The organism is Pseudomonas sp. 313 (assembly GCF_000316965.1).
Classification (GTDB): domain Bacteria; phylum Pseudomonadota; class Gammaproteobacteria; order Pseudomonadales; family Pseudomonadaceae; genus Chryseomonas; species Chryseomonas benzopyrenica.
Window position 1 is genome coordinate 117,434 of record NZ_ANBZ01000071.1, and the last position, 16,514, is coordinate 133,947.

Below are 16,514 nucleotides of genomic sequence, written 5' to 3' on the forward strand. Positions count from 1 at the left end.
GATTTTTCAGACGTTGCCGCCCCACTGCACCAGCACCTTGCGCGTCTGCTCGGGGTGCCTTTCGATCAGCTCGATGGCGCTCGGCATCTCCTGGCTGGCCACCTGATGGCTGATCAGCGCCGCGGCATCCAGCTTGCCCGCCGCCAGCAGCTCGATGACCCGCGGGAAGCGCCCGTTGTTGAGCCGCGAGCCCACCAGGGTCAGTTCCTTCTTGATGATCTCCAGCTGCACCAGCTCGCTGGGCGTGGCGCTGAAGCCCAGCAGGCCGATGCGCCCGGCCGGCGAGGCCAGGCGGACGATCTCCGGAAGCAAGGCCGGATGGCAGGCGGCGTCGACGATCAGGGGCACGCCCTCGCCGCCGGTGGCCTCGCGCAGCGCCGCCTCGACATCGGTATCGCGGCCATTGAGAGTGCGGGTCGCGCCCAGGGCACGGGCGGTGGCCAGGCGATCGTCCAGCACATCGGTCACGGTGATGTCGGCGATGCCCAGCGCCCTGGCCATCTGCACCAGGGTCAGGCCGATCACCCCGGCGCCATAGATCAGCAATGAATCGCCGGGAAAGACCTGCATCCGCTCCAGCACATTGAGGGCGATGCTGTAGGGCTCGACCAGCGCGGCCTGGGCCAGCGGCAAACCGGGCGGCAGGCGATGGGCATTGGCCGCGGGCACGCAGACCTCTTCGCTGAAGCCGCCATCACGATGCACACCCAGCACCTGCAGGCGACTGCAGACGTTGGGGCGGCCGATGCGGCAGGGATAGCAGCTGCCGCAGGCGATCACCGGATCGACGCAGACCGGGTCGCCCACCGCCAGGCCGCTGACGCCCTCGCCCACCTCGCGCACCACGCCGGCGAATTCGTGGCCGGTGACGCGGGGAAAGCGCACGAAGGCGTTCTGGCCGTGGATGATGTGCATGTCCGAGCCGCAGATGCCGGCATAGGCCACCCCGACCCGGACCTCACCGGGCGCCAGCGCGGGCACCGCGACCTCTTCGATGCTGAATTCGTGGGGTGCTCTGACCTGAAAGGCTTTCATCCTGGATTCCTCGCTCACCAATGCCACAGGGTGCCGTCCACCAGCCGGTTCACCGGCAGGCTGGCGCGTTTGTAGGGATAACGGGCGGCGAGGTCCTCGTCGATGTCCACGCCGTGGCCGGGCACCTCGCCCGGGGTGAAATGGCCGTCCTCGAAGCGATAGGCATGGGGAAAGACCTCGTCGATGCGCGCCTCGTGGGGCATGTGCTCCTGGATGCCGAAGTTGGGTACCCAGGTGTCGAAGTGCAGCGCCGCGCCCATGCACACCGGCGACAGGTCGGTAGCGCCATGGAAGCCGGTGCGCACCTGGTAGAGCGCCGCCAGGTCGGCGATGCGCCTCATGTGGGTGATGCCGCCGGCATGCACCAGGGTGGCGCGGATGTAGTCGATCAGCTGCTCCTGGATCAGCTCACGGCAGTCGTGGATGGAGTTGAACACCTCGCCCACCGCCAGCGGCGTGGTGGTGTGCTGGCGGATCAGCCGGAAGGCTTCCTGGTTTTCCGCCGGGGTGCAGTCCTCCAGCCAGAACAGGTTGTATTCCTCGACCCTCTTGCCCAGCCGCCCCGCTTCGATGGGCGTCAGCCGGTGGTGCACGTCGTGCAGCAGGTGCAGGTCGTCGCCGAAGCGCTCGCGCACCGCGGCGAACAGCTTGGGCACGTGATTGAGGTACTTGGCGGTGTCCCAGACGTGCTCGGCCGGCAGGTCGCTGTCGGCCGGTTCGTAGCGCTCGCCCTCGCGCTTGGCCACGCCATAGGTGGTGGGTATGCCCGGCACCCCGCACTGCACCCGCACCGCGCGATAGCCCTGCTCGACATGGCGGGCCACTTCGTCCAGGCAGCTCTCGATGTCCTTGCCGGTGGCATGGCCATAGACCATCACCCGCTCGCGGCTCTTGCCGCCGAGCAGCTGGTACAGCGGCATACCAGCGGCCTTGGCCTTGAGATCCCAGAGCGCCACGTCCACCGCGGCGATGGCGGTCATGGTCACCGGTCCGCGCCGCCAGTAGGCACCGCGATAGAGGTACTGCCAGATGTCTTCGATGCGGTGGGCGTCACGACCGATCAGCGCCGGCAGCACGTGCTCCTCCAGGTAGGCGACGACCGCCAGCTCGCGGCCATTGAGGGTGGCGTCACCCAGGCCATGGAGGCCTTCGTCGGTGACGATCTTGAGCGTGACCAGATTGCGACCGGGACAGGTGACGATGACGCGGGCTTCAGTGATCTTCATGGCTTCAGGCCTGGGCAGTGAGAGAAAGAAACAGGGGCGGCATGGCCGGCATGGCCGCGCGCGAGATGAGCGCGCCGGGATGCTGGATGACCGTGGCCGCCAGGCGATGGCCCCAGGAGGCGGCCACTGCGGGCGCTCCCTCCTGAAGGCGGCAGGCCAGGTAGGCGGCGCTGAAGGAGTCCCCGGCGGCCGTGGTATCGACCACCCGGGCCACCGCTTCGCCGGCCACTTCCTGGCGTCCTTGGCGGTTCTGCAGCAGGCAGCTGCGTGCGCCGCGCTTGAGCGCTACCTCGGCCACGCCCCACTCGGCGTACTGGGCGAACAGCGCCGCCTCGTCGGCGAAACCGAACAGGGCGGCATCGTCTTCCCAGGTCACCAGCGCCAGATCGGTCAGTTGCAACAGCCGGTGATAGGCCGTGCGCGCGGCCTGGACACTCGGCCACAACCGCGGCCGGTAGTTGTTGTCGAAGACGATGCGGGTGCCGGCGGCACGAGCCTGGCGCAGAGCCTCCAGCAGCCGCTCGCGGCCGGTATCGGTCAGCACCGCCAGGCTGATACCGCTGAGGTAGAGCACCTGATACTCGGCCAGAGACGCCAGCAGCGGTTGGGCCTCGGCACCGTCGAAACACTCACGCGCCGCCGCCTCGCCGCGCCAGTAGAGAAAGCGCCGCTCGCCGTCGGCGTCGGTCTGGATCAGATAGAGGCCCGGCAGACGTCCGGGCAGCACCCGTACCCGCTCGTCCCCTACGCCCTCCTCACGCCAGCAGGCGCGCATGGCCTGGCTCAGGCTGTCGTCGCCCACCGCGGTGAGGTAATCCACCTGCACCCCGTCGCCCCCCAATAGCCGCCGCAGATAGACAGCAGCATTCAGGGTATCGCCGCCAAAGGCCTGGCCCAGCTGGCCATCCATTTGGCTGCGCAACTCGACCATGCATTCACCGATGAGGCCGATGCGGGTGATGGGAGTCGCTAGGAAGGCCGCGCTCATGCGTCCTTGCTCCAGGCCGTAGACGAACTTTGCACCCTGGCGACAGGCGAAGATCCGCGCCTGATCAGAGCGCGAAAAGACAAAGAGACAACCAGCGGCTGGCGTACGGGCATCATGACTGTGGACCTGGCTATTGTTCTTGTTCGATCCGGCGACCTGAGCCACCGAAGGGGACGGTCACCGTCGTCGAGCTACTTTCGGGACAGTGTTCCGTTTTGCTGGACCCAGTGTTGCTGGCAATTCCCGCATCCGTCAATCAGAATGGAACACTGTTCCACCAAATAGGCGACCGGCGGTCTCATGGAAAAATCGACTTCTCTCGGCAACGACATGGTCAGTGCGGTCGGACGTACCCTGGCCGTACTGGAAGCCCTCGGCGAACGCGAGGACGACTGCGGCGTCTCGGAGCTGGCGCAGCAGCTGGACCTGTCGAAAAGCACCGTCCACCGCTTCCTGCAGACGCTCAAGGCCCTGGGCTATGTGGTCCAGGATGCCGAGGACCGCTACCGCCTGAGCGTCAAGCTGTTCGAACTGGGCGCCCGCGCCCTGCCGCAGCTGGAACTGGTCCGCGAAGCCGAATCGGGCATGCGCCTGCTCAACGACCTCACCGGCGAGACCGTCCACCTCGGCATCTTCGACGAGGGCGCCATCGTCTATGTGCACAAGCTCGACTCGCGCTACACCCTGCGCATGTATTCGCGTATCGGGCGGCGGGCGCCGCTGTATTGCACCGGGATCGGCAAGGTGCTGATGGCCTGGCGGCCGGAGGCCGAGGTACGACAGATCCTCGCCCAGGAGACCTTTGTCCGTCGCACGCCCAACACCCTCGACAGCCTGGCTGCCTACCTGACGGAACTGGCACGCGTCCGCGCGTTGGGTTTCGCCGAGGACCATGAGGAATTCGAAGACAACATGAGGTGCCTGGCGGCGCCGATCCGCGATCGCTTCGGCCAGGTCATCGCCGGCCTGAGCGTCTCCTTTCCCTGCTTCCGCTTTCGTGAAGACCTCAAGGCCGAGTACGTCGAGCAGATGCTCGCCACCACGGCGCGCATCTCGGCCCAGTTGGGTGCCCCGGCGCGCTAGCGCCGTCGGAGAACAGGTCCTGATGGCCGAGGACATCGATCCCGCTACAGGCGCCAGCCAGGGGTCCAGCGCCAGCAACGAGGTGGCGCGCCGGTCTCAGGTCGGGGGTGGCCGAATTCACGATCGGCACGAGGCCACCGGCCTGCCCTGCAGCAGCCGCCGAAGCGCCGCCAACGCCGTCGTTCCTCTCCGGCCGCGGACCATCGACGGTTTCCTGTACCTCGGCCTCCTGGTGGAGGGCCATGACATCCTGACGCTCATGGCCAAACGCGCTTGCCGCGACGCCTGCTGGCAAACGGTAGGCACGGCTTTTTTCCAGGCACAAAAAAAGCTGCCCTAAGGCAGCTTCTCTTGCGTCGTTCGGGCAGTTCAGAGGACCCAAAACAACTCATATGGCGCGGCGGACGGGACTCGAACCCGCGACCCCCGGCGTGACAGGCCGGTATTCTAACCGACTGAACTACCGCCGCGCAGTGCGTGTACCTTGCGGAACACTTCCCGAAGAGTTTGGTGGCTGATGACGGGATCGAACCGCCGACCCCCTGCGTGTGATGCAGGTGCTCTCCCAGCTGAGCTAATCAGCCATCCCCTTCGGGTGACGCGCATTCTCCTCGTAGCCCCTTGATCCGTCAAGGAATTTTCCAATTTTATTTTCTACGAGGCGCTATTCCCGATAGATCATCTTGCGGGTCATGCCGCCGTCCAAGGTGATAGCCTCACCGCTGATGAAACCAGCGTTGCCGCTCAGCAACCAGGCCACGCAGGCCGCGACATCTTCCACCGTCCCTACCCGCCCGACCGGATGCTGCTCATGGTCGGTGGCGGACAGCGGCTCGGCTTCGCGGACATGGGCATCGCGCGCATCGATCCAACCCGGGCAGAGGGCATTCACCCGCACTTCCGGGCCCAGGCTGATGGCCAGGGCATGGGTCAGGGCCAGCAATCCGCCCTTGCTGGCGGCATAGGCCTCGCTGTGGGGCTCGGACTGCCGGGCTCGAGTCGAGGCGATGTTGACGATGGCGCCCTGCTGCTCGCGCAGATAGGGCGCGCAATGCTTGGCCATCAGCATGGGGCCGTCCAGATTCACCCCTAGCACCTTGCGCCACTCGGCCAGCGCCAGGCTTTCCAGCGGCTGGCCCTGGGCGGTGGCGAGACCGGCATTGTTGACCAGGGCGTCCAGCCGCCCGAACTGGCCGATCACCTGGGCGACGGCGGACTCCACCTGACTCTCGTCAGCCACGTCCAGGGCGACGAACAAGGCGCGTTCGCCAAGGGCAGCAGCCACCTTGGCGCCGCGCTCCTGCTCGATGTCGGCCACCACTACCCGCCAGCCTTCGGCCACCAGCCAGGCGGCGATGCCCAGCCCGATCCCCCGCGCCGCACCCGTGACCAGGGCGACGCGCAGTTCTACCGGTGCGAACGTCAGACTCATAGCGCCGCCAGTCCGCGGGCCAGGTCCTGGCGCAGATCGCCCAGGTCTTCGAGACCCACGGCGATGCGGATCAGGCTGTCGCGGATCCCGGCGTTGGCACGCTCGGCCGGCGACAGCCGCCCATGCGAGGTGGTCGCCGGGTGGGCGATGGTGGTCTTGGTATCGCCCAGGTTGGTGGTGATGGAAATCATCCGAGTGGCATCGATGAAACGCCAGGCAGCGTCGCGCCCACCGGCCACCTCGAAGCTCACCACGGCGCCAAAGGCTGACTGCTGACGGCAGGCCAGCTCATGCTGCGGATGGCTTTGCAGGCCGGCATAGTGAACCCGCTCGACGCCGGGCTGGCCTTCCAGCCAGCGCGCCAGCTCCAGCGCGGTCTGGCTGTGAGCCTGCATGCGGATCTTCAGCGTCTCCAGGCCCTTGAGGAACAGCCAGGCGTTGAAGGGGCTCAGGGTCGGTCCGGCGGTACGCAGGAAGCCCACCACTTCCTTCATCTGTTCGGCACGGCCAGCGACCACGCCGCCCATGCCGCGGCCCTGGCCATCGATGTACTTGGTCGCCGAATGGATGACGATGTCGGCACCCAGCGCCAGCGGCTTTTGCAGCGCCGGGGTGCAGAAGCAGTTGTCGACCGCCAGCAGCGCGCCCTGGGCATGGGCGATCTCGGCCAGGGCGGCGATGTCCACCAGCTCGGCGAGGGGATTGGACGGGGACTCGACGAAGAACAGCCGGGTATTGGGCTTGCAGGCCGCCTGCCAGGCATCGAGATCGGCCAGCGGCGGATAGTCCACCTCGATACCGAAGCGCTTGAAGTACTTTTCGAACAGGCTGATGGTGGAGCCGAACACGCTGCGCGAGACCAGCACATGGTCGCCGGCGCTGCACAGGCTCATGACCATGGCCAGGATAGCCGACATGCCCGAGGCGGTGGCCACCGCCTGCTCCGCGCCTTCGAGGGCCGCAATGCGGGTCTCGAAGGTACGGACGGTGGGATTGGTGTAGCGCGAGTAGACGTTGCCCGGCACCTCGCCGGCGAAGCGCGCCGCGGCATCCGCGGCGGTCCGGAACACATAGCTGCTGGTCAGGAACAGGGCTTCGCCATGCTCGCCTTCAGGCGAGCGCTGCTGCCCTGCCCGCACCGCCAAGGTCTCGAAGGCCGCGCCTTCGAGATCACTGTCCAGGCGTCCGGCATCCCAGTCTTGGCTCATGTGCAGCTCCTTAGTCGTTGTAGAGATCGATGATGGCGCTGACCGCCTTGTGCTTGCCCTTGGCCGCGTCGTTGCGCGCCTGCTCGATCCGATTCAGATAGGCGGCATCGACGTCGCCGGTGATGTACTCGCCATCGAACACCGCGCAGTCGAACTGCTCAACCTTGGGCGCCTTGCGGGTACGCACGGCTTCCTGCAGGTCCTGCAGATCCTGGTAGATCAGCCAGTCGGCGCCGATCAACTCGCCGACCTCCTCGGTGGTGCGGCCGTGGGCGATCAGTTCGTGCACGCTGGGCATGTCGATGCCGTAGACGTTGGGGAAGCGCACCGCCGGGGCAGCCGAGCAGAAGTAGACCTTCTTGGCGCCGGCTTCGCGGGCCATCTGGATGATCTGCTTGCAGGTCGTGCCGCGGACGATGGAGTCATCCACCAGCATCACGTTCTTGCCGCGGAATTCCAGCTCGATGGCGTTGAGCTTCTGGCGCACCGACTTCTTGCGCGCGGCCTGGCCGGGCATGATGAAGGTCCGACCGATGTAGCGGTTCTTGACGAAGCCCTCACGGAACTTGACGCCCAGGTGGTTGGCCAGCTCCAGCGCCGCGGTGCGGCTGGTGTCCGGAATCGGGATGACCACGTCGATGTCGTGCTCGGGCCGCTCGCGCTGGATCTTCTCGGCGAGCTTCTCGCCCATGCGCAGGCGGGCCTTGTAGACCGAGATGCCGTCGATGATGGAATCCGGGCGCGCCAGGTAGACGTGTTCGAAGATGCAGGGTGCGTAGTGCGGATTCTGCGCGCACTGGCGGGTGTAGAGACGCCCGTCCTCGGTGATGTACACCGCTTCGCCAGGCTCCAGGTCGCGGATCAGGGTGAAGCCGAGTACATCGAGGGCGACGCTCTCGGAGGCGATCATGTACTCCACGCCGTATTCGGTGTGGCGCTGACCGAAGACGATGGGGCGGATGGCGTTGGGATCGCGAAAGCCGACGATGCCATAGCCGGTGATCATGGCCACCACGGCGTAACCGCCACGGCAACGCTCATGAACCTCGGAAACCGCGGCGAAGACGTCGTCCTCGGTGGGCTGCAGCTTGTTGCGTACCGCCAGCTCGTGGGCGAAGACGTTGAGCAGCACCTCGGAGTCGGAGGTGGTGTTGACGTGGCGCAGATCGGATTCGTAGATCTCGCGGGACAGTTGCTCGACGTTGGTCAGGTTGCCGTTGTGCGCGAGGGTGATGCCATAGGGCGAATTCACGTAGAAAGGCTGCGCCTCGGCGGAGCTGGAGCTGCCGGCGGTGGGATAGCGCACATGGCCGATGCCCATGTGGCCGACCAGGTGCTGCATGTGCCGCTGCTGGAAGACATCGCGGACCAGGCCGTTGTCTTTGCGCAGGAAGAGTTTACCGTCCAGGCTGGTGACGATACCGGCGGCATCCTGACCGCGATGTTGAAGGACGGTGAGCGCGTCGTACAACGACTGGTTGACGTTAGTCTTGCCCACGATACCTACGATGCCACACATGTGACGCGACCCCACTGTTTCAAGTGATGCGACGGCGAACCATCGCAGGATGACCCCGGCAGTGCGAGGCCTGGAAAAGCGTTCAAGGAGCCTTGGGCCCCAGCTGCGGCAGCAGTTGCAGACTGGGCATGGGCGTCGCGCCCAGCCATTGGCCGGCAAAGCCCAACAGCAGATTCTTCGACCAATCGGCCACTAAAAGAAAATGTGGAACCAGCACCGACTGTTGCCACCAGCCATCCTGCTGGACCGGCCCCAGGCTCAACAGGCCCACGGCCACAGTGATCAACAGCGCACCGCGGGCGGCGCCAAAGGCCATGCCGAGAAAGCGATCGGTGCCCGACAATCCGGTGACGCGGATCAATTCGCCAAGCAAGAAGCTCACCAGGGCACCGACCAGCAGCGTCAGCACGAAGAGAATGACACAGGCGGCGATCACCCGCCCGGAAGGCACCTGAATATAGTCGACCAGGTAGTTGGACAGCGCCCCGCCGAAGACCCAGGCCACGCCACCGGCCACGATCCAGGTGGCCAATGACAACGCTTCCTTGACGAAGCCGCGCCTGAGACTGATCAGGCAGGAAACAATGACGACGGCGACGATCGCCCAGTCCACCCAGGTGAAGCCCACGGCAAGGTCCACTTACAAAAAGGCCCTGCATTCTAGCAGAGCCTTGTGACCGGGTTAACCGCGCTCCGGCTGAAAGCGTACGACGAAACCCTTGACGCCATTCTGCTTGTTGAGCTGATCGCGCAGGCGATCCGCCTCGCTGCGCTCTATCACCGGTCCGACGAAGACGCGATTCATGCCATCGGCGGTCCGCACATAGGCGTTGTAGCCCTGACTGCGCAGCTTGGCCTGCAGGGCATCGGCGCTGGGCCGGGACGACAGACTGGCGAGCTGCACCGACCAGCTGTTGGGCAGGTTGGCCGCGCCCAGGCGCGAGTCCGGCTTGGCCGCCGGCGCCGGGGTAGCCGTCGGTGCCACGGGAGCACTGGCCACGGGCGCAGGGGTGGCAGGCGCCTTGGCGACCGGCGCGGCAGGCTGGGGCGGCGGCGCCGTCACCGGGGCATTCTGCGCCGGCGCCTGACCGGAGGTACCGGCGATGGGCGTCTGCGGCTTGCCGAGCGGCTTGGCCGGCTCGTCCGGCACCACCACCACCGGCGGCGCCTCGGGCGTCTGCACCGGCTGAACCTCGGTACTGGGCACGGTGGGCGCGGCCGGCTGGGGCGGCGCCTCGACCGCTACCTTGCGGGCGTCGTCCTGGCGATTGAAGAGCATGGGTACGAAGATGATGATCAGCGCCAGCAGTACCAGCGCGCCTATGACTCTTTGCTTGAGCATGGGTTATGCCTCCGCGGATTCGGATAGGGAAGAGAGCTGCGCGAGGACCTCGGCGACGCTGTAGAAGGAGCCGAACACCACCACCTCGTCGGCTGCCGAACTGGCCGCCAGCTGGGCTTCGAAGGCCGCCAGCAGCGAAGCATGGGCCTCGGCCCGGGCACCCTGCGCCCTCAGGATGGCGGCCACCTCGGCGCCGTCGCGACTGCGCGGGGTCGGCAGACTCGCCACCGCCCAGTCGGCGAACAGCGCCGCCAGGGGCGCCAGGATGCCGTCCAGGTCCTTGTCGGCCAGGACGCCGAACACCGCACGCCGCACGCCGGCGACCGGCTTCATCGCCAGGCGCCGGGCCAGGTACTCGGCGGCGTGGGGATTGTGGGCCACGTCCAGCAGGACATTGAGGGTTTCCCCTGCCCGCTCGACCTGGCGACGATCGAGCCGACCGGTCATGCGCGTGGCCTGGAGCGCCACCGCGATCCGCTCCGGCAGCCAGGGCTGGTCGAGCAAGGCGTAGGCCTGCAGGGCCAGAGCGGCATTTTCCATGGGCAGATCCAGCAGCGGCAGGCCCGGCAGCGCCAGGTCATTGCCCTGGGCATCGCGTCCGCGCCAGAACCAGCTGGCGCTCTCGATCTGCAGATCGAAGGCTTCCCCGCGCAGCAGCAAGGGGGCACCCAGGCGTTCGGCGGCTGCGGCCAGCGGCGCGGGCGGCTGCAGATCGCCACAGAGGGCCGGCTTGCCAGCGCGGAAGATCCCGGCCTTTTCCACGGCGACGCTGTCGCGGGTATCGCCCAGCCATTCGGCGTGATCCAGGCCGATGCTGGTAACCAACGCCAGATCGGCGTCGATCAGGTTGACCGCATCCAGGCGCCCGCCCAGACCAACTTCGAGAACAGCGACGTCCAGCCGGGCACGCTCGAACAGCCAGAAGGCGGCCAGGGTACCCACTTCGAAATAGGTCAGGCTGATCTCGCCCCGCGCGGCTTCCACCGCGGCGAAGGCGGTGCAGAGCTCGCTATCGCTGGCGAGGGTGCCATCCACGTCGACGCGCTCGTTGTAGCGCACCAGATGCGGCGAGGCATAGACGCCCACCCGCTGCCCGCTGGCGCGCAGCAGGCTGGCGAGAAAGGCACAGGTGGAGCCCTTGCCGTTGGTGCCGGTCACGGTCACCACCCGCGGGGCCGGCCGGGTCAGGCCCAGCCGCTGCGCGACCTCGCGCACCCGGTCCAGGCCCATATCGATCGCCGACGGATGCAGCTGCTCGAGATAGGCCAGCCACTGCGCGAGGCTGCGCGCAGCCATCAGGCCGCCGGAACCGGCTGGTGCTGGAAGGTCGCCAGCAGACGCGCCAGGCGATCACGCAATTCCTTGCGCGACACGATGAGGTCGACGGCGCCATGTTCCAGCAGGAATTCGCTGCGCTGAAAGCCTTCCGGCAGCTTTTCACGCACGGTCTGCTCGATCACGCGCGGGCCGGCGAAGCCGATCAGCGCCTTGGGCTCGGCGACGATGACGTCACCCAGCATCGCCAGACTGGCGGAGACGCCACCGTAAACCGGATCGGTCAGCACCGAGATGAAGGGGATGCCCTCTTCGCGCAGGCGCGCCAGCACCGCGGAGGTCTTGGCCATCTGCATCAGGGAGATCAGGGCTTCCTGCATCCGCGCACCACCGGAGGCGGAGAAGCAGATCAGCGGGCAGCGCTGTTCCAGGGCCACGTTGGCCGCGCGCACGAAGCGCTCGCCAACCACGGCGCCCATGGAGCCGCCCATGAAGGAAAATTCGAAGGCGCAGACCGCTACCGGCATGCCCTTGAGGGTGCCACGCATGGAGATCAGGGCGTCTTTCTCGCCGGTTTCCTTCTGCGCTGCAGTGAAGCGATCCTTGTACTTCTTGCTGTCGCGGAATTTCAGCCGGTCCACCGGCTCCAGCTCGGTGCCCAACTCTTCACGACCTTCGGCGTCGAGGAAGATGTCCAGGCGGCGACGCGCGTTGATACGCATGTGGTGACCGCACTTCAGGCACACGTCCAGGTTCTTTTCCAGCTCCGGACGGTAGAGGACCGCTTCGCAGGCCGGACACTTGTGCCAAAGACCTTCCGGCACCGAACTGCGCTTCACCTCGGACCGCATGATGGAAGGAATCAGTTTGTCGACCAGCCAATTGCTCATGCATCTCTCTCCACTTGCATGGGCTCCCAGCGCGGCCTGGGCCACGCCTTCCTTGAGCATCTGTAATAGGTTCGGCAGCGCCCGCTGTATCCCGGGCCGCTACCCTGTTGTCGCATGCCGGCCCCCTGGGAGCCGGACTGCAGACCCACCAGGGGCGGATCCGCTTGAATATGTCGCAGGTGTGGACGGCGACCACCTGACGAGGGTCACATCAGGCGACCGCGGCACCTCGCACGGCCGCCACGAAACGCGCGATCTCGGCGGCATCCTTGATGCCCTTGGCCTGCTCTACGCCGCCGCTCACGTCCACGCCATAGGGCCGGGACGCGGCGATGGCCGTGGCGACGTTGTCCGCGTCCAGCCCGCCCGCCACGATCAGCGGCAGCGAGAGGTCCCGCGGCACCCGTGTCCAGTCGAAGGCCTGACCGGTCCCCCCGGGCACGCCGGCGACATAGGTGTCGAGCAGCAAGCCGCGGGCGCCGGCGTAGTCACCGGCGATGGCGACGAGGTCGATGTCCTCGCGCATGCGCAGGGCCTTGATATAGGGACGGCGGTAACGGGCGCATTGCGCCGGCGTCTCGTCCCCGTGGAATTGCAGGAGATCCAGGGGCACGGCATCCAGCGTCTCCTCGATCTCGCAGGGCGAGGCATCGACGAAGAGCCCGACGGTGGTCACGAAGGGCGGCAGCGCCGCCACGATCTGACGCGCCTGGGCAGCGCTCACCGCGCGCGGGCTGCGCGCATAGAACACCAGACCGATGGCATCGGCGCCGGCAGCCGCGGCAGCCAGCGCATCCTCGACCCGGGTGATCCCGCAGATCTTCACTCGAACGTTAGCCAAACCGGAATGACCTCGTTCCAAATCGATGGATGTTAGCAGACCACCCGCGCAGCGTCAGCCTTGGGGGTCATCCAGCTCGGGGATATGCCCCAGGAACAGCGGCCCCAGCGGCCGCTTGGGCACGGGCGTGCTTTCGGGATATTCGGCGTCCACCAGGTAGAGGCCATAGGGATGGGCGGTAACGCCACCCAACCGTCGCTCCCGCGCCGCCAGGACCTCGCTCACCCACTCCACCGGCCGCTCGCCACAGCCCACCGCCATCAGCACCCCGGCGATGTTGCGCACCATGTGGTGCAGGAAGGCATTGGCGCGGATGTCGAGGACGATCAGCCGCCCGCTCTGCCAGAGACGCAGGTGGTGGATGGTCTTGATCGCCGACTTGGCCTGGCAGGCCTTGGCCCGAAAGGAGGTGAAGTCGTGGGTGCCGAGCAGCACCTGGGCCGCCTCGCGCATGGGCTCAATGCGCAGCGGACGATGATTCCAGGTGACCTCCTCGGCGAGGTGGGCGGGCCGGATCGGGTCGTTGTAGATCACGTAGCGATAACGCCGTGCCATGGCGCTGAAACGGGCGTGGAACTCGTTGCTGACCGGCTTGACCCAGGTGACGCTGATGTCGGACGGCAGATTGGCGTTGGTGCCCATCACCCAGGCCTTGAGCGGCCGCGCGACGGGGGATTCGAAATGCACCACCTGGCCGGTGGCGTGTACCCCACAGTCGGTACGCCCGGCGCAGTGCAGCGCGATGGGCGCCGCGGCGACCTCGGACAGAGCGTCTTCCAGGGTCTCCTGGACGGAGCGCACGCCCGGCTGCTGGCGCTGCCAACCGCGATAGCGCGCGCCCTTGTACTCCACGCCGAGCGCAATGCGCTGGGGCGGAACGATGATGGTGGGGTCTAGAAAATCCAAGGCGACGGCCAGGCGAAAAAAAGGGGAGGCAGCTTATAGCGCCTCCCCTCCTCTGCCAAGCCCGGCCGCGGTCAGCTGAGCTGGGCGATGATCTCCCGCGCTTCCTGCTGTTGTCCGGCATTGCCCTCGGCCAGCACCTCATCGAGGATGTCGCGGGCACCCTCGGGATCGCCCATGTCGATGTAGGCGCGCGCCAGGTCCAGCTTGGTGGCGGTCTCGTCTTCACCGGAGAGGAAGTCGAAGTCGTCCAGACCGTCGCCACCGCCTGTGCCGCTGGTGGTCTCGGCATCGAACTGGCGCGAGGCCTCCTGCAGGCGGGCGGCGAACTCTTCGTCGCTTTCGCGCTTGGGCGCCGGCTGCTCGTCGTCGAAATCGGACAGGTCGAAACTTGCTGGCAGCTCGGCGTCGGCGGTCTGCGTAGCGGGCGCATCCAGCGGCTCGTCGAAAGCCGAACCCGCGTTGGTACCCGCGAGCGGCTCGTCCTGTGCCGGATCGCCCTGCCGCTCGAATTCGCTGAAGTCCAGGGCGAAGTCGTCGTCCTTGGCGGCCGGAGTGGTCGCCGAGGTAGCCGTGGGTTCGGCATCGAAATTGAGATCGAAGTCGAAATCGTCGCGGGAGTCGGCGGCCTTGGCCTGAGCATCGGCGAAGGCTTCGCCAAACAGCGGCTCCTCGGCCGGACCAGCCGGCTGATTCGACTGGGTGTCCTCGCTGCCGAAGTCATCCAGGGACAGATCGAAGTCCTGGCTGTCCTCGGTGGCCGAGAAACCCTGATTGCGGGTCTGCTCCTCGCTCAGTTCGTGGGCGGCGGCCAGGGCAGCCGCCCCGACTGCAGCCGAGGCCACCGCCACGGTGGCCATTGCCGGATAGCGCGACTTCAGGTGCTCGACCGCCGGCTGGGCGCCGCCGATCTCCTTGAGTTCGCGCTCCTCGCGCTGGAAGCCATCCTTGTCGCCCATCTCGGCATAGACTTCCATGAGCTTGAGGCGCAGATCGGCGCGATGGGGCTCCTGGTCGCTGGCCTTCTTGAGCACCTCAGCCGCCTGACTGAAGCGACCATAGGCCATGTAGATGTCGGCCTGACCCAGGGCGTCGTCCTGGGCGTCGGCGTCCTGCGCGCTGTCCTGGGTACCCTGCCCCAATTCCAGGCCGGCGAGTGCGTGGTGATCGCCAAGCTCGGGATCCGCCTCGAACACCGTATCGTTGCGCGCCGCTTCGGCGTCACGCTCACGCTCGGCCTCCTTCACCGCATTGCGACGCGAGTTGATCATCAGCAGGACCAGCAGCGCCAGCAAGGCGCTGCCGCCGATGATGCCGAGCCACAGCGGATTGCTGAGGATTTCGTCGAGGAAGCTGTTGGTCGCCTCGGTCGGTTCGGTCGCCGGGGTGCTTGGCGTGACCGGAATGACCTTGGGCTCGCTGGCAGCGGGCGGTGCCGCGCCGGTACCTGCCTCGCTGGCGGGCGGCGTGGTGGTCGGTGCGGGGGTGCCTTCGGCTGGAGTGGCCGGAGTCGTTGCCGCCGGCTCCTGAGGCGCAGGCGTGGCGGTGTTCTCGGCCGGCGCGGGCGTAACCGGAGCCGCGGCTTCAGGCGATGCCGGCGGCTGGGCCGGCTGGCCCGCGGCCTGGGGATTGGCCATGTTGGCCTGCATCCGCGCCAGTTGGGCGTCCTTGAGCTGCATGATCTTCTGCAGCTTGTCGAGCTGCGACTGCAGATCGCCGAGGCGGCTCTTGAGTTCTTCGTTCTCGCGGCGGGTGGTGTCCAGACTCTCCTGGGTCACCGCCAGGCGATCGGCCAGGGCCTGGTCACCGCCCTTGCCACCGGCGGACTCGCCGGCGCGACCGGAAGGCTGACCGGAGAGCAGCTTGAGGTTGTCCTTGGGCGCGGCGGGTGTCGACGTCTCGTTGCCACTCGGCTGGGCCGATGCATCTACCTGCCGGCGTGGCGTCCCCGCGGAGGCGCTGTCGCCACCCTGCTTCCAGGCGCGGGTCTGGCGGGCGATCTCGGCCACCGCCTCGCGCTGGGGCCGCGCGCCGGCCTGGGCCTGATCGGGCAGGCGCAGCACCTGGCCGCTTTTCATCAGGTTGATGTTGCGATCGATGAAGGCGTCGGGATTCAGGTCCTGGATCGCCAGCATGGTCTGATCAACGGTGACGCTGGACGCCGGGCGATTGCGCGCCGCCACTTCCCAGAGGGTATCGCGCCGCTCGGTGGTGTAGGTGCCAGGCGCCTGGGTCGCGCTCGGCGCCGGCGCGGCAGGGGACGCGGCCGGACGCGGCGCACTTGGCGAGGTGGTGCGCGCCCGCGGTGCGGCTGGGACCTGAGGTGCGAACGGCGCTGCCGCGGCCTGCGGGGTATAGAGCGGCGGATCCAGCAGCACCGTGTACTCGCGCAGGATCCGGCCACTCGGCCAGTTCACTTCGAGCAGGAAGTTGAGATAGGGCTCGCGCACCGGGCGCGCCGAGGTCACGCGGATGACGGTGCGCCCATTGCGCACCTCCGGCGTGAACTTGAGATCGTTGAGGAAGAAGGCGCGGTCCACCCCAGCCTTGCCGAAATCCTCGGCGGAGGCCAGATTGGGGCGCAATTCGGCGGCGCCAAGGTCGCGCAGGTCCGACAGATCGATGGTGGCATCGAAGGGCTGATTGAGGGCGGAATTGAGGTGGATCTCCCCCAGGCTGAGGGCCTGGGCCGCGCCAGACATCAAGGCGCTCGCCGCTGCAATTGCCCGCACCAGTTTCTGAACTCGAACCATGACCGTCCCTTTTTAGAAG

General features: G+C 67.1%; 15 protein-coding genes and 2 tRNA genes. 2 read left to right on the forward strand and 15 right to left on the reverse strand.

Annotated elements, in window-relative coordinates:
* Positions 1–6: 6 nt before the first annotated feature.
* From C722_RS0114975 to C722_RS0114985, 3 genes are read right to left on the reverse strand one after another with little or no spacing between them, the layout of a single operon-like run.
* Complete coding sequence (locus C722_RS0114975; RefSeq protein WP_017641281.1) at positions 7–1,035, reverse strand: Zn-dependent oxidoreductase; 1,029 nt, start codon at positions 1,033–1,035, stop codon at positions 7–9.
* Between the two features lie 14 nt (positions 1,036–1,049).
* Positions 1,050–2,261, reverse strand: a complete 1,212-nt coding sequence (gene manD / locus C722_RS0114980; RefSeq protein WP_017641282.1) for a D-mannonate dehydratase ManD — start codon at positions 2,259–2,261, stop codon at positions 1,050–1,052.
* A gap of 4 nt (positions 2,262–2,265) precedes the next feature.
* Positions 2,266–3,249, reverse strand: a complete 984-nt coding sequence (locus C722_RS0114985) for a sugar kinase (RefSeq protein ID WP_017641283.1) — start codon at positions 3,247–3,249, stop codon at positions 2,266–2,268.
* Positions 3,250–3,549: 300 nt separating this feature from the next.
* Between C722_RS0114985 and kdgR the strand changes: the two genes are divergently transcribed.
* Together kdgR and C722_RS0114995 are read left to right on the forward strand one after the other, a co-directional pair.
* A complete protein-coding gene (kdgR, locus tag C722_RS0114990) occupies positions 3,550–4,332 on the forward strand; it encodes a DNA-binding transcriptional regulator KdgR (protein ID WP_026083874.1) in 783 nt (260 codons plus the stop codon).
* A 22-nt stretch (positions 4,333–4,354) separates the two neighbouring features.
* Positions 4,355–4,672 (forward strand): hypothetical protein, encoded by a 318-nt coding sequence (locus C722_RS0114995; RefSeq protein ID WP_017641285.1) that lies wholly within the window; start codon positions 4,355–4,357, stop codon positions 4,670–4,672.
* Positions 4,673–4,725: 53 nt separating this feature from the next.
* Here the strand turns inward: C722_RS0114995 and C722_RS0115000 are convergent.
* The 12 genes from C722_RS0115000 to C722_RS0115055 all read right to left on the reverse strand — a co-directional run bounded on the left by C722_RS0115000 (position 4,726) and on the right by C722_RS0115055 (position 16,495).
* Positions 4,726–4,802: transfer RNA gene (locus tag C722_RS0115000), tRNA-Asp, on the reverse strand.
* 38 nt (positions 4,803–4,840) lie between these two features.
* Positions 4,841–4,916 (reverse strand) — tRNA-Val (locus C722_RS0115005).
* Between the two features lie 80 nt (positions 4,917–4,996).
* Positions 4,997–5,764: an SDR family oxidoreductase gene (locus C722_RS0115010; protein ID WP_017641286.1), complete on the reverse strand. Its 768-nt coding sequence runs from the start codon at positions 5,762–5,764 to the stop codon at positions 4,997–4,999.
* Positions 5,761–6,972 carry an O-succinylhomoserine sulfhydrylase gene (locus C722_RS0115015; RefSeq protein ID WP_017641287.1) on the reverse strand — a complete coding sequence of 404 codons (1,212 nt, stop codon included), beginning with the start codon at positions 6,970–6,972 and terminating at the stop codon, positions 5,761–5,763. Before C722_RS0115015 ends, C722_RS0115010 begins: the two co-directional genes overlap by 4 nt.
* Positions 6,973–6,982: 10 nt before the next feature.
* Positions 6,983–8,491 (reverse strand): amidophosphoribosyltransferase, encoded by a 1,509-nt coding sequence (gene purF / locus C722_RS0115020; protein ID WP_017641288.1) that lies wholly within the window; start codon positions 8,489–8,491, stop codon positions 6,983–6,985.
* An 82-nt stretch (positions 8,492–8,573) separates the two neighbouring features.
* Positions 8,574–9,119, reverse strand: a complete 546-nt coding sequence (locus C722_RS0115025) for a CvpA family protein (RefSeq protein ID WP_017641289.1) — start codon at positions 9,117–9,119, stop codon at positions 8,574–8,576.
* A 54-nt stretch (positions 9,120–9,173) separates the two neighbouring features.
* Positions 9,174–9,833, reverse strand: coding sequence for an SPOR domain-containing protein (locus C722_RS0115030; RefSeq protein WP_017641290.1), 660 nt, complete (start codon positions 9,831–9,833; stop codon positions 9,174–9,176).
* Between the two features lie 3 nt (positions 9,834–9,836).
* Entirely contained in the window at positions 9,837–11,129 is a 1,293-nt protein-coding gene (folC, locus tag C722_RS0115035) for a bifunctional tetrahydrofolate synthase/dihydrofolate synthase (protein WP_017641291.1), read from the reverse strand.
* On the reverse strand, positions 11,129–11,998 hold the full coding sequence (gene accD / locus C722_RS0115040; RefSeq protein WP_017641292.1) for an acetyl-CoA carboxylase, carboxyltransferase subunit beta: 870 nt from the start codon (positions 11,996–11,998) through the stop codon (positions 11,129–11,131). The genes folC and accD overlap by 1 nt, the downstream gene beginning before the upstream one ends.
* Positions 11,999–12,209: 211 nt before the next feature.
* On the reverse strand, positions 12,210–12,839 hold the full coding sequence (locus C722_RS0115045; RefSeq protein ID WP_026083875.1) for a phosphoribosylanthranilate isomerase: 630 nt from the start codon (positions 12,837–12,839) through the stop codon (positions 12,210–12,212).
* A 54-nt stretch (positions 12,840–12,893) separates the two neighbouring features.
* Positions 12,894–13,745, reverse strand: a complete 852-nt coding sequence (gene truA, locus C722_RS0115050; RefSeq protein WP_017641294.1) for a tRNA pseudouridine(38-40) synthase TruA — start codon at positions 13,743–13,745, stop codon at positions 12,894–12,896.
* 71 nt (positions 13,746–13,816) lie between these two features.
* Entirely contained in the window at positions 13,817–16,495 is a 2,679-nt protein-coding gene (locus tag C722_RS0115055) for a FimV/HubP family polar landmark protein (RefSeq protein ID WP_026083877.1), read from the reverse strand.
* Between the last annotated feature and the right edge of the window lie 19 nt (positions 16,496–16,514).

Coding starts and splice junctions, on each gene's coding strand:
- C722_RS0114975 (WP_017641281.1), bottom strand. CDS start 1,035: ATGAAAGCCTTTCAGGTCAGAGCACCCCACGAATTCAGCATCGAAGAG.
- manD (WP_017641282.1), bottom strand. CDS start 2,261: ATGAAGATCACTGAAGCCCGCGTCATCGTCACCTGTCCCGGTCGCAAT.
- C722_RS0114985 (WP_017641283.1), bottom strand. CDS start 3,249: ATGAGCGCGGCCTTCCTAGCGACTCCCATCACCCGCATCGGCCTCATC.
- kdgR (WP_026083874.1), top strand. CDS start 3,550: ATGGAAAAATCGACTTCTCTCGGCAACGACATGGTCAGTGCGGTCGGA.
- C722_RS0114995 (WP_017641285.1), top strand. CDS start 4,355: ATGGCCGAGGACATCGATCCCGCTACAGGCGCCAGCCAGGGGTCCAGC.
- C722_RS0115010 (WP_017641286.1), bottom strand. CDS start 5,764: ATGAGTCTGACGTTCGCACCGGTAGAACTGCGCGTCGCCCTGGTCACG.
- C722_RS0115015 (WP_017641287.1), bottom strand. CDS start 6,972: ATGAGCCAAGACTGGGATGCCGGACGCCTGGACAGTGATCTCGAAGGC.
- purF (WP_017641288.1), bottom strand. CDS start 8,491: ATGTGTGGCATCGTAGGTATCGTGGGCAAGACTAACGTCAACCAGTCG.
- C722_RS0115030 (WP_017641290.1), bottom strand. CDS start 9,833: ATGCTCAAGCAAAGAGTCATAGGCGCGCTGGTACTGCTGGCGCTGATC.
- folC (WP_017641291.1), bottom strand. CDS start 11,129: ATGGCTGCGCGCAGCCTCGCGCAGTGGCTGGCCTATCTCGAGCAGCTG.
- accD (WP_017641292.1), bottom strand. CDS start 11,998: ATGAGCAATTGGCTGGTCGACAAACTGATTCCTTCCATCATGCGGTCC.
- C722_RS0115055 (WP_026083877.1), bottom strand. CDS start 16,495: ATGGTTCGAGTTCAGAAACTGGTGCGGGCAATTGCAGCGGCGAGCGCC.